This window comes from Pseudomonas brassicacearum, from assembly GCF_003732225.1.
GTDB classification, from domain to species: Bacteria; Pseudomonadota; Gammaproteobacteria; order Pseudomonadales; family Pseudomonadaceae; genus Aquipseudomonas; species Aquipseudomonas brassicacearum_E.
Genome location: NZ_MOBJ01000001.1, coordinates 293379 through 304662 on the forward strand (window position 1 = coordinate 293379; position 11284 = coordinate 304662).

Annotated in this window: 13 protein-coding genes; 9 read left to right on the forward strand and 4 right to left on the reverse strand. The window is 57.7% G+C overall.

Going from position 1 to position 11284, the window contains the following annotated elements:
• Window positions 1-122 precede the first annotated feature (122 nt).
• Window positions 123-1502, forward strand: coding sequence for a sodium:solute symporter family protein (locus tag BK659_RS01415; protein WP_123423403.1), 1380 nt, complete (start codon window positions 123-125; stop codon window positions 1500-1502).
• Window positions 1503-1589: 87 nt separating this feature from the next.
• Window positions 1590-2315 (forward strand): MBL fold metallo-hydrolase, encoded by a 726-nt coding sequence (locus tag BK659_RS01420; protein ID WP_123423404.1) that lies wholly within the window; start codon window positions 1590-1592, stop codon window positions 2313-2315.
• A gap of 65 nt (window positions 2316-2380) precedes the next feature.
• Here BK659_RS01420 and BK659_RS27870 read toward each other — a convergent pair whose 3' ends face one another.
• Window positions 2381-2509, reverse strand: coding sequence for a PA1414 family protein (locus BK659_RS27870; protein ID WP_259740122.1), 129 nt, complete (start codon window positions 2507-2509; stop codon window positions 2381-2383).
• Between the two features lie 73 nt (window positions 2510-2582).
• The gene (ptrR, locus tag BK659_RS01425) at window positions 2583-3518 is read right to left on the reverse strand and encodes a putrescine utilization regulator PtrR (protein WP_259740202.1); all 936 of its coding nucleotides are present in this window, start codon (window positions 3516-3518) and stop codon (window positions 2583-2585) included.
• Between the two features lie 103 nt (window positions 3519-3621).
• On the opposite strand from ptrR, the gene BK659_RS01430 reads away from it, so the two are divergent.
• Window positions 3622-4800 carry an MFS transporter gene (locus tag BK659_RS01430; RefSeq protein ID WP_123423405.1) on the forward strand — a complete coding sequence of 393 codons (1179 nt, stop codon included), beginning with the start codon at window positions 3622-3624 and terminating at the stop codon, window positions 4798-4800.
• Here the strand turns inward: BK659_RS01430 and BK659_RS01435 are convergent.
• Both BK659_RS01435 and BK659_RS01440 read right to left on the reverse strand, forming a co-directional pair.
• A complete protein-coding gene (locus tag BK659_RS01435; protein WP_123423406.1) occupies window positions 4748-5677 on the reverse strand; it encodes a DMT family transporter in 930 nt (309 codons plus the stop codon). The genes BK659_RS01430 and BK659_RS01435 overlap by 53 nt on opposite strands.
• A gap of 238 nt (window positions 5678-5915) precedes the next feature.
• Window positions 5916-6752, reverse strand: coding sequence for a CvfB family protein (locus BK659_RS01440; protein ID WP_123423407.1), 837 nt, complete (start codon window positions 6750-6752; stop codon window positions 5916-5918).
• Window positions 6753-7103: 351 nt separating this feature from the next.
• Here BK659_RS01440 and BK659_RS01445 point away from each other — a divergent pair, with 351 nt between their 5' ends.
• The 6 genes from BK659_RS01445 to BK659_RS01470 all read left to right on the forward strand — a co-directional run bounded on the left by BK659_RS01445 (window position 7104) and on the right by BK659_RS01470 (window position 11185).
• Window positions 7104-7292: a hypothetical protein gene (locus tag BK659_RS01445; protein ID WP_185015272.1), complete on the forward strand. Its 189-nt coding sequence runs from the start codon at window positions 7104-7106 to the stop codon at window positions 7290-7292.
• A gap of 176 nt (window positions 7293-7468) precedes the next feature.
• Window positions 7469-8338, forward strand: a complete 870-nt coding sequence (locus BK659_RS01450; protein ID WP_123423408.1) for a DUF6279 family lipoprotein — start codon at window positions 7469-7471, stop codon at window positions 8336-8338.
• Between the two features lie 96 nt (window positions 8339-8434).
• On the forward strand, window positions 8435-9172 hold the full coding sequence (locus tag BK659_RS01455) for a DUF899 domain-containing protein (protein ID WP_123423409.1): 738 nt from the start codon (window positions 8435-8437) through the stop codon (window positions 9170-9172).
• A gap of 72 nt (window positions 9173-9244) precedes the next feature.
• On the forward strand, window positions 9245-9715 hold the full coding sequence (locus BK659_RS01460) for an AraC family transcriptional regulator (protein ID WP_123423410.1): 471 nt from the start codon (window positions 9245-9247) through the stop codon (window positions 9713-9715).
• A 252-nt stretch (window positions 9716-9967) separates the two neighbouring features.
• Window positions 9968-10567, forward strand: coding sequence for a papain-like cysteine protease family protein (locus BK659_RS01465; protein WP_123423411.1), 600 nt, complete (start codon window positions 9968-9970; stop codon window positions 10565-10567).
• 9 nt (window positions 10568-10576) lie between these two features.
• Window positions 10577-11185 carry a hypothetical protein gene (locus BK659_RS01470; RefSeq protein WP_123423412.1) on the forward strand — a complete coding sequence of 203 codons (609 nt, stop codon included), beginning with the start codon at window positions 10577-10579 and terminating at the stop codon, window positions 11183-11185.
• Window positions 11186-11284: the final 99 nt, after the last annotated feature.

Sequence of the window (11284 nt, forward strand, 5' to 3'; positions counted from 1 at the left end):
AGGAGCAAGGCTTGCCCGCGATGAACGATGACGCGGTTGAGCTGATACACCGAGGCGCCTGCATCACGGGCAGCCTTGCACCTACAAGACTCATATAAGAAAGACAATCGGAGACACGCTTCATGGCTTTGGATTTATTCGTCGTACTCATTTATGCCACCGGCATGCTCGTGCTGGGCTATTACGGCATGCGCAAGGCCAAGACCCACGAAGACTATCTCGTGGCCGGGCGTAACCTCGGCCCGACCCTGTACATGGGCACCATGGCTGCCACCGTGCTGGGCGGCGCATCGACCGTCGGCACCGTTCGCCTGGGTTACGTCCACGGCATTTCCGGTTTCTGGCTCTGCGCCGCACTGGGTTGCGGGATCATCGCGCTGAACCTGTTCCTGGCCAAGCCGTTGCTCAAACTGAAGATCTTCACTGTTACCCAGATCCTCGAAAAGCGTTACAACCCGATGGCCCGTCAAGCCAGTGCGGTGATCATGCTGGCCTACGCGCTGATGATTGGCGTGACCTCGATCCTCGCGATCGGCACCGTGCTGCAAGTGCTGTTCGGCCTGCCGTTCTGGATTTCGGTAGTACTCGGCGGTGGCGTGGTGGTGGTGTATTCGACCATCGGCGGCATGTGGTCGCTGACCCTGACCGACATCGTTCAGTTCGTGATCAAGACCGTTGGCCTGATGTTCATCCTGTTGCCAATCTGCCTGTACCGCGTGGGCGGCTGGGATCAGCTGGTGTTGAAACTGCCGGCATCCAGCTTCAGCTTCACCACCATTGGCTGGGACACCATCATCACCTACTTCATGATCTACTTCTTCGGCATCCTGATCGGTCAGGACATCTGGCAACGGGTGTTCACCGCCAAGAACGAAAAAGTCGCTCAGTACGCAGGCACCATCTCCGGTTTCTACTGCATTCTCTACGGTCTGGCCTGCGCGCTGATCGGTATGGCTGCTCATGTGCTGATCCCGGACCTGGACAACGTCAACAACGCCTTTGCCGCGATCGTCAAACTGTCCTTGCCTGATGGTATTCGTGGTCTGGTGATCGCTGCTGCTCTGGCGGCCATGATGTCCACCGCCAGCGCCGGCCTGCTCGCCGCGTCCACCACCCTGACCGAAGACCTGCTGCCAAAACTGCGCGGTGGCAAACAGTCGAGCCTGAAGATCAACCGCCTGTTCACCCTGCTGACCGGCATTATCGTACTGGGTATCGCGCTGGTTGTGAGTGACGTGATCAGCGCCCTGACCCTGGCCTACAACCTGTTGGTGGGTGGCATGCTGGTTCCGTTGATCGGCGCCATTTTCTGGAAACGTGCAACCACCTCCGGCGCGATCGCCAGCATGGGCCTGGGTTTTTTCACCGCCCTGGTGTTCATGTTCAAGGATGGCCTGGATGCCAACACCCCGATCTACTACAGCCTGGCTGTTGGCCTGATCAGCTTCGTCGTGGTCAGCCTGCTGTCCCCTCGCCCGGTTGCCGTGGCGAACGCGATATAAGCTGAAACCAACAACGGCTTGAATCTTTTCTTCGGCGGGTGCAGCGTCGGTTGCTGCACCCGTTTTTTTCGCCTAAAGGAAAGCGCCATGAAAATCGTCAGTCGCGACCAATGGTTCGAGGTCAAACACCTGAGCGACGGCATTCGGCTGATTCACGAGCCGTACATTCGACCGTTTTACCGCTGCAACCTATGGCACATTCAGGGCCGCGACAAAGACCTGCTGCTCGATAGTGGTTCGGGCCTGGTCAGCCTGCGCGAGCAACTGCCGTGGATTACCGAGCGGCCGCTGGTGGCGGTGGCCAGTCATTGCCATTTCGACCATATCGCAGGTCATCACGAATTCCCCGAGCGGCTGGTGCATCCGGCCGAAGCGCAGATCCTCGCCAAGCCTGACGGTGACAACACCCTGTCCAAGGCCTTCGTTGGCGACGAGATGTTCGAAGCCCACCCCGATTGCCCGCTGTGCTACGCCGAATACCGGGTAAAAGCTGCTCCCGCCACGGGACTGATCGAAGAAGGCGACGTGCTGGACCTGGGCAATCGAACCCTGCAAGTGCTGCACACTCCCGGCCATTCACCGGGCGGCATCAGCCTCTTTGAAGTCGCGACCGGCACGCTGTTCAGTGGTGACATCATCTACGACGGGCCGCTGATCGAAGATGCCTATCACTCCAACCTCGAGGATTACACCCGCAGCCTGCAACGCCTGCGCACACTGCCGATCCGCACCGTACATGGCGGACATTTCGGGAGTTTTTCCGGGGAGAAGTTGCGCGTAATGATTGACCAGTGGCTGCATCAGCACCCTTGAGGCGGGTGCGCTATCGCGCCTCCGACGATGCGGTCGAAGGCTGCGATCTTTTCACGCCGTGTCGCTTACCGGCGGCGTTGCTGACGCCGACGTTGCTCATCGTCTGTGCGGACAGGCACGGGCTGCAGAGGTGGTTCGATCAAACCAAGCGCGACACCGAGGTCATGGAGCCAGTTTTGCAGTTTCTCTTTCATGGTGCCCCCCCTTCAGGGTAGTGCTGAGCGACCGGGTTCTATAGACGCTTCATACAGATAGTAGTCCGAAGTCTTACGCAATGCTCGCCTCAGAGCGCAAAGATCTGTTACCGAATCCATCAAAATCAGCCTCAACCGGGAGGCCACCACCGAACGCCGCCTGTTGCACTTCGATCCAGGCATTGAGATTGGCGCCGACCATGCCCTTGCGCCACATCAGCCAGGTGGTGGCACTGGCAAAAGGTTCGGCCAACGGATGCACGGCCACGCTCTCGCGTCCCGGCAGACTGGCCAGCATCGACTCGGACATCAGCGCCACACCGGAGCCGGCAATCACACACGCCAGCATCCCTTGATAGGACTCGATTTCCATCGCCCGGCCCATCGCCGCATGATCATGGGCGAACCAGGCCTCCAGGCGCATCCGGTAGGAGCAACCCTGACGAAAAGTGAACACCGAGCGCCCCTGTACATCCAGCGCGCTGCGCACGGGCGGATGATCGGCTTCGCTGATCAGCACCAGTTTTTCATCACATAACGGTACGCCATCGAGCCCTGCCAGCGCCAGCGGGCCATCGACCAGCGCCGCATCAAGACGCCCGGTGAGCAAGCCTTCGAGCAACTCACCACTGGGAGCCGACTGCACTTGCAGATTCACCGCCGGATAAGTGCGGTGGTAGCGCGCCAGCAACGCCGGCAGATGAATCGCCGCAGTGCTGTACATGGTGCCAAGCACGAAATCACCGGCCGGTTGCCCGCCCTGCACTGCCGCCTGGGCTTCGTCATGCAGGGCAAACAGCTTGGCGGTGTAGTCCAACAGCACTTTGCCGGCGGGCGAAAGCTGCAAGCGCTGACGCTCACGCAAGAACAGCTCTACACCGAGCTGATCCTCAAGCTGCTTGAGCCGCGTCGACAGATTGGATGGCACCCGATGCAAGCGTTCGGCGGCGCGGGTGATGGAACCTTCCTCGGCCACGGCCTGGAAGATGCGCAATTGGCTGAACTCCACACCTTTCTCCAAATAAGAACAAGTTACTCACTATTATTCATTTTTAAAGAAAGTCAATCAGTCCTAGCCTGACGGTCATTGCTCCTTTGCAGGAATCCTGATCATGTCGCCGCTTGTTCGCCTACTCGCCAGTTTCATTGCCTTGATGATGGCCATGGGCATTGGCCGTTTTGCGCTCACCCCGCAACTGCCACATCTGCTCAGCGAAGGTCAGATCGACCTGACCGCCGCTGGTCTGATTGCGGCAGCCAATTATCTTGGCTACTTCATCGGCGCTGTGGACGCGATGTTCGCCCGTCGCCCCGGGCAAGTCCGTCGGCGCCTGCTCGGCGGTTTGTGGCTGTGTGTGCTACTGACCCTCGCCTCGTTCTGGGCCAAAGGCTTCTGGCCGCATTTGTTTTTGCGCTTCGGCACCGGCGTGGCCAGCGCCTGGGTGCTGGTAATGATCACCGCGCTGAGTCAGCCATTGGCGATGGCTGCCGGACGTCCAAAACTCGGCGCATTGGTATTCGCCGGGCCGGGTTTGGGGATTTTTCTGACGGGTTTGCTCGCACTTGGCTCGAACCTGTTGGGACAAAGCTCTGCGACCTTGTGGCTGGTGTATGCCGGCGTGGGCCTGGCAATGCTGCTGGTGATTCTGCCGATCCTGCCGCAACCGGTCGCGAACGTGGCTGTCGCTCCCACCGCCGCGGCCTCAAACACTGCAGGAATCCCGCGCCTGGGTTTGATCTATGCCTTGTACGGTCTGGGCTACATCATTCCGGCGACCTTCCTGTCGCAAATGGCCAGTGCGCGTTTTCAAGGGCAATGGCAGGCCGACCTGTTCTGGCCGAGCTTTGGTCTGGCGGCCGCCATCGGAGTGGTGTTGGTGAGTCTGCGCCGGCAAAAGCCCGATGCCACGCGTCACTGGTTGATCGCCACGTTGTGGCTGCAAGCGGCCGGGGTCTTCGCGTGCCTGCTGGGCAGCGGTCTCGGTCTGGCGTTGGGAGTGATTCTCTGCGGCACGCCATTTCTGGCCTGCATGCAACTGGTGATGCAACGCTCACGGGAACTGGCACCGCATGCCACCCAGCGCAACGCCGGCCTGCTGACCGCGTGCTTCGCCGTGGGTCAGCTCAGCGGGCCATTGCTGGCGGCGTTGAGCAGCCACTTCAGCGGTGGCTTGCAACCGGCATTGATGGTGGCTGGCAGCGGCTTGTTGGTGGCCGGTGGTTTGCTGCTGCGTCCACTCAACGCTCCAGCGCTTTGCGCAAACGACGGCGCACCCACTGTTCTGCGCTGACAAAAGTGATGCCGAGCAACACCAGCACCGCACCGACCACGAAGTTGAAACTCAATGGTTCATCGAGCAGCAACACCCCGAAGGTCACACCGAACAGTGGCGTCATGAAGGAGAACACCGCGAGGTTCGACGCCAGGTAACGGCGCAGCAGCCAGAACCACGTCAGGTAGCTGAAAAACGACACCACCAGCCCCTGAAACAGCACGCTGGCCACGGCCACCTGGGTCAGGTGTACGTGGGTGATCTGCCCGCTCAGGGCGGCAATCAGCAGCAAACCGAGAAAACCGACGATCAGTTGATAAAACAAGGTCAAGGTTGCTGGTGCTTCCGACAACCGTGAGGCGCGCACGACCACGGTGGTCGCGCCCCAGGCAGCACCGGCCAGCACGCCAAACGCATCGCCGAGCAACATGCGCCGGTCCAGATTGTCCCAGGACACGCCCCCGGCAAAAGCCACGGCAATACCGATGAACGCCAGCAGGATCCCCAGCCATTGCAACCGTCGCAAACGCTCGCTCGGCAGCAGCCAGTGCACGCCCAGTGCGGTGAAGATCGGCGCGGTATAGAGGAACACTGACATGTGCGCCGCCGTGGTCAGTTTCAGACCTTCGGCGATGAACAAAAACTCGGTGGCAAACAGGCCGCCCGCCAGCAAACCGCCACGCCAGGTGTTGCCAACCTGGTTCCAGCCACCCTTCCAGCAGATCAGCAATCCCACCAGTAACGCGGAAATCCCAGAACGCCCGGCGGCCTGCATCACGGGTGCGATGTCCGCCGCCGCCCATTTGATCATCACCTGCTGGATGCCCCAGACCAGGCACAGTCCCAGCATCACTTGCAGGGCAAAACCATCGGCGCTGCGCCGAGTGGCAATCATGACAACGCCTCACACATCCATAAACACATGGCAGTTTCTCGACAGCAGGAAAAAACCCCAAAACGGGGCAAAAAAAGAATGCTGGAAAATATTATTCAAACGCCTGAAAAGATCGCAGCCTGCGGCAGCTCCTACAGACGATGAGCGTAGGAGCTGCCGCAGGCTGCGATCTTTTGATCTTGCCCCCACCAAGCAGCTGCAAAAACGAAGATCGCAGTCGTTGGTGGGCACAAAGGCATCAGCTCAGCTCAATGCGATCCGCGTGAATGACGATCTGGCCGTTCTTGTAGAGCGCGCCAATGGCCTTCTTGAAGTTGCCTTTGCTGACACCGAACAGGCTGCTGATCAGTGCCGGGTCGCTCTTGTCGCTGACCGGCAAGGTGCCGTTGTTGTCGCGCAACTTGGCGAGGATCTTCGAGTTCAGGCTGGTAGCCGCCTCTTCACCCACCGGTTGCAGGCTCAGGCTGATCTTGCCGTCGGCACGAACTTCCTTGATGAAGCCCTTCTCTTCCTTGCCGGCACGCATGAACTTGAAGACTTCATTCTTGTGGATCAAACCCCAATGCTTGTTGTTGATGATCGCCTTGAAGCCCATGTCGGTCGCTTCGGCCACCAGCAGGTCAACTTCCTGACCCGGTTTGTAGTTGGCCGGGGTTTTGTCCAGGTAGCGATCCAGACGCGCGGTCGCGGTGATGCGGCGGGTGTGCTTGTCGAGGTAGACGTGCACCACGCAGTATTCGCCAGCGGTCATCTGGCGCTTTTCTTCGGAATACGGCAGCAGCAGGTCCTTGGGCAGACCCCAGTCGAGAAACACACCGATACTGTTGACTTCAACGACTTTAAGGCTGGCGAAATCACCGACCTGAACTTTCGGTTTTTCTGTAGTTGCGATGAGTTTGTCATCGCTGTCCAGATAAACAAAAACGTTCAGCCAGTCTTCATCTTCGCTGGGAATATCTTTTGGAATATAACGATTAGGCAGAAGGATTTCGCCATCCGCGCCACCGTCCAGATATAAACCAAAGTTAGTGTGTTTAACCACTTGCAAGCTGTTGTAGCGCCCGACTAAAGCCATTTCCAATACCCTCATTGCTTGGGCGCCATTCTACCCGGTTTTGCCGGTGCCGTTGCGTGGCCCGCTTGCTTGCGAAGAAAAATCCTCTGCGAGGCTCATTTCTCGTGGGTTTTGCGCCAGAGCAGGGGCCGCTCGTCAGACCGTTCAGACGCTTTTCGCTGATATCGGTAAGCCATACACGATATTTTTCACGCCAGCGTTCTTTTTTAAAACAGTAGCTTAGGCAGTTATTACGAACAGCAACTTATGAATAATCGACACCTGCCCTCGGTTATTTCAGGCAGATATTTACCAAGCAATTGTCAAGTATTTCCTGTACGATGCTTGGCCAAGTTAATTTTCTACAGGTTAATGGCCGCCATGCGTGTAAAAGCATCCAACAGCAAAGCAAAGCCAGCTCCAGCCGTTGAAACCAGCGAATCGATCAACGACCAGATCGCTCTTTTCCTCAAGTCCGGCGGCGAGATCCAGCAAATTGCCAAAGGCGTTAGCGGCCAGACATTCGGCCCGTCCAAGCAGATCACTCTGGGCAAAAAGTAATACCCCCCTCGCGTCACCCTGGTCCCTAAGCGCTTTGAGCTTCGAAGCGCTAGGACTGGAACCCTCTCCCCCCAGCAACATCCTGCAAAGCCAAACGCACGTTCTATTGATCGGCAGAGCTGTCGGGTCCATCCTGCGTTCAGACACCAGAACTACGCCCTTGCAAGGATTGGCTCATGTCGCGCTGGTTCAAACACCTGGCTCTGCTCCTGACCCTGTGCCTCGCACTGCCGGCCTGCAACCGCATGGGCATGGCCTATCGCAATCTCGACGTGATCATTCCCTGGACGCTCAGCGACTACCTGGACATGACCAGCGAGCAGAAAGACTGGCTCAACGAACGTCTCAAGGAACACCTCAGTTGGCACTGCTCCACGCAATTGCCCGGCTACCTCGACTGGCTCGATCGTTTGCAGCGGATGGTCGAAACCAATCAAGTCACGGACGCCGCGCTGCAAGCCAGAATCCTCGAAGCCAAGCAAGCCATCGCCCAAACCACCCGGGAAATCACCCCCTCGGCAGTCAAGTTGTTGCAGGGTTTGAATGACCAACAAGTCAACGAGATGGAGCAGGCCTTCGCCAAAGACCTGCGTCAGCGTCAGGACCAATATGTAAAACCGCCGCTGGCACAGCAGATCAAACATCGCATCGAGCGGATGGATAAACGCCTGGGCGACTGGCTCGGACCGCTCAACAATGCTCAGGAACAGCGCGTTGTCGCCTGGGCCAACGCGCTGGGCGAGCAAAACCAGCAATGGATCGCCAACCGCGCTCATTGGCAGGCACTGTTCAGTGCTGCGGTGGAACAACGCCACAACAGCGACTTTGCGCAGCGCATCGAAACCCTGCTGGTCGATCGCGAGACCCTATGGACCCCGGCCTACCGTCAGGCTTACGCCAACACCGAAGCCCAGGCGCGCAGCCTGATCGTCGACCTGATGGCCGACAGCACTGCCGATCAACACCAGCATCTGTTGAAGAAAATCGACAAGGTACGCAGTGATTTCAGCGCCCTGAAGTGTTTGAAGGCAGCGGGGGCTTCTTAAATGCCGACAACCGATCGGCGGCTTGTCGATTTCAGTGTCGGTCAAACGACTAGGCTGTGTAAGCCATAACACGCCAACCTCGCAGGAGGGAAAGTCATGAACAGCGTGCAACAGCACAAAGTCGTGTCCCGAGAAGAATGGCTCGCGGCCCGCAAACAGCATCTGATTCACGAAAAGGCCTTTACCCGGGAACGCGACAAACTCAGCGCCGAACGTCGAGCGCTGCCTTGGGTGAAAGTCGACAAGAACTACGTGTTTGAAGGCCCCGACGGGCGGCAAAACCTCGCGGATCTTTTTGGTGGCAACAGCCAACTGATCATCTATCACTTCATGTTTGCCAAGGGTTGGGAAGAAGGCTGCCACGGCTGCTCGTTCGTCTCGGATCACATCGACGGCGCCAATCAGCACTTGGCCCACCATGACATCTCGCTGGTGGTGGTTTCCCACGCGCCATTGGCCGAATTCCAGGCGTTCCGCAAACGCATGGGCTGGCAGTTCAAATGGGTCTCATCGGCCGGCAGTGACTTCAACGCCGACTACAAGGTGACCATCAGCGAGCAGGAACTCGCGGACGGCACCGCGACCTACAACTACGAAAAAAGCACCAGCACCGAAGGTGAACTGCCGGGGCTGAGCGTGTTTTATCGCAACGACGCCGGGGAAATCTTCCACACCTACTCCACCTACGCTCGCGGCCTGGACCTGCTGGTCGGCGCCTATAACTACCTCGACCTGACGCCCAAGGGCCGCAACGAAGAGCAAGGCATGAAATGGGTGCGCCATCATGATCGTTATGAAGACGAACCGAGCGCCAAATCCTGCGGTTGCGAGTAACTCAGAGTCAGCCTTGCCTCTGTCGGGCGAGGCTCACTTATCAGGTCCGACTCTGACAACAAGGACACTTCGATGAACGTCACCTTGATAGAACTGCCACCCGCCCGCGTCGCCTACCTGCGCTACACCGGCCCTTACGGCCCAGGCATCGGCACCTTCTGGCGCGAGACTGTCGCACCATGGATGATCGAAAACGATCTGCTGAACAAGGTGCGTTATGGCATCGGCCATGACGACCCAAGCGTCACCCCGGCCGCGTATTGCCGTTACGACGCTTGCGTCGAGGTCCCGGAGGGTTTCAATGCGGCCTTCCCGTTCGCCGTCACCACCCTGCCCGGCGGTCTTTACGCGGTGGCCCGCTTCAAAGGTCCGGCCTTGCAGATTGCCGCGGCATGGGGCGAGCTTTGCGCTCAGTGGATGCCGGCCAGCGGCCTGGACTACGACAAACGTCCCAATTTCGAACGCTATCCGGTGGATGCTTCCTACGACCAGAAGACCGATGTGATGGAAGTGGATATGTGTATAGCGGTGAAGAAGCGCTAAACCACAGCTGTGGCGAGGGAGCTAGCTCTACCTCGTCACGTGATGCCGTCCATCGCCAAACAATGCATTGGCGCATTACAAATTTGCACAAACGCATATTGCATCCTAAGGTTACAGCGAGACCCGATCGGAGCAGGCCATCAAAGATGGCAAATAGCGCAAGCCGATATCTCACCCACTAAAAAGCAGTTTTATTTCAATAAAGGTACACATACCCAAGCTGGAGCTACGTTCATTCATGGAGGATGAAAAATGTTACTGACTGAAGAGACACAATTTAAGAACTCGACCACCAGCGAAGCACTTCCCAGGTGCCTGTCCCAACACCTGATCAACCCTGAACTGGCTGATATTGAAACATCGGTAGAGCCAGCAGCTTTTGCTGCCGCCAGTCTCAACTTCACCATGCAGCGGCAAACCCAGACCAACTGGTGCTGGGCAGCCGTTTCAGCGTCTGTTGGCAACTATTACGGCACCGGGTCCTGGACCCAATGCGTCGTCGCCAACGATGAACTCGACAGAAATTCCTGCTGCAACCAGCCGGGCCCCTGCAACGTTTATGGCTATCTGGACTCGGCCCTGAGGACCACAAGAAGCTTTGCCAGCATGAGCCAGGGTTCGATTCAAATGAACGCCATCGAAAACCAGATCAACATGGGAAGACCTATCGGCATACGCGTTGCCTGGTATGGCGGTGGCGCTCACTTCCTGACGTTTTATGGGACCAATGGCAACTATGTATTGGTTGCAGATTCCATCTATGGCTATTCAACGCGCGCATTGAATACGTTCCCCGGCTCATACAACGGCGGCGGCAACTGGACCACCACTTACTTCACCCGGAAAAACTAGGAGGGCATCATGAAACTTTCTTACCCAATGGCGCCTTCCAACGGCGTACAAACACTGCGCCCCGCTCTTCAAGCAGCCTTGCAGACACAAGGCTTTGGTATCAACCGCCAGTTTGCAAATGCCGTCCCAAGCAAAATCAGCCTTTCCGAGCCTTACCGTGGTTACTCACTGAGCCTGGAAGACCTGACCCAGGGCAAAGGCTTGAAAGCTGTCAGGCCGGGTAACTGGCACTATCTGGTTTTTTCCGATGGAACAACCATTGCCGATGCAGAGCTGGCCGAAGTACAAGGCAATGTCGAGTTTTCATCGCTGAACCATGGCGCTATGGCGCCCGCCACCGTCAGCGCGCTGAACCTGGCAGAAAACTCAGCGAGCCTGCAGGGAAAATCCTATGAGCTCAGAGTGCTGTTTGTCTCGGCACTGCACTTTGTGGCGATCTGGCTGCATGCAAACGACGCGGGTAATGAGGACATCATTATTCCGATAGAACCGACACCCAAGAGCCTGGCCGGTACGCAGCTGTATAACGAGGCAACGATACTTGCCCTGCTGACGCCTGCCGCCAACCAGACCAAAAAACTGTTTGATGCGGACGCTACAGGATTGTTGGGGAGTTAAATCAGCTGTTGGTGAGCTGAAATGTAAAAAAGCCCGGACAGTGTTCTAATGCTGTTCACTTAAGCGGAGCAGCCTTACGGTCTACTGGAAAACGGGTCT

What these genes read in the sequence shown, in the direction of transcription:
- BK659_RS01440 (WP_123423407.1), bottom strand. Translation starts at nt 6,752, where the DNA reads ATGGCTTTAGTCGGGCGCTACAACAGCTTGCAAGTGGTTAAACACACT.
- BK659_RS01430 (WP_123423405.1), top strand. Translation starts at nt 3,622, where the DNA reads ATGTCGCCGCTTGTTCGCCTACTCGCCAGTTTCATTGCCTTGATGATG.
- BK659_RS27870 (WP_259740122.1), bottom strand. Translation starts at nt 2,509, where the DNA reads ATGAAAGAGAAACTGCAAAACTGGCTCCATGACCTCGGTGTCGCGCTT.
- BK659_RS01470 (WP_123423412.1), top strand. Translation starts at nt 10,577, where the DNA reads ATGAAACTTTCTTACCCAATGGCGCCTTCCAACGGCGTACAAACACTG.
- BK659_RS01455 (WP_123423409.1), top strand. Translation starts at nt 8,435, where the DNA reads ATGAACAGCGTGCAACAGCACAAAGTCGTGTCCCGAGAAGAATGGCTC.
- BK659_RS01415 (WP_123423403.1), top strand. Translation starts at nt 123, where the DNA reads ATGGCTTTGGATTTATTCGTCGTACTCATTTATGCCACCGGCATGCTC.
- BK659_RS01435 (WP_123423406.1), bottom strand. Translation starts at nt 5,677, where the DNA reads ATGATTGCCACTCGGCGCAGCGCCGATGGTTTTGCCCTGCAAGTGATG.
- BK659_RS01465 (WP_123423411.1), top strand. Translation starts at nt 9,968, where the DNA reads ATGTTACTGACTGAAGAGACACAATTTAAGAACTCGACCACCAGCGAA.
- BK659_RS01445 (WP_185015272.1), top strand. Translation starts at nt 7,104, where the DNA reads ATGGCCGCCATGCGTGTAAAAGCATCCAACAGCAAAGCAAAGCCAGCT.
- BK659_RS01460 (WP_123423410.1), top strand. Translation starts at nt 9,245, where the DNA reads ATGAACGTCACCTTGATAGAACTGCCACCCGCCCGCGTCGCCTACCTG.
- BK659_RS01450 (WP_123423408.1), top strand. Translation starts at nt 7,469, where the DNA reads ATGTCGCGCTGGTTCAAACACCTGGCTCTGCTCCTGACCCTGTGCCTC.
- BK659_RS01420 (WP_123423404.1), top strand. Translation starts at nt 1,590, where the DNA reads ATGAAAATCGTCAGTCGCGACCAATGGTTCGAGGTCAAACACCTGAGC.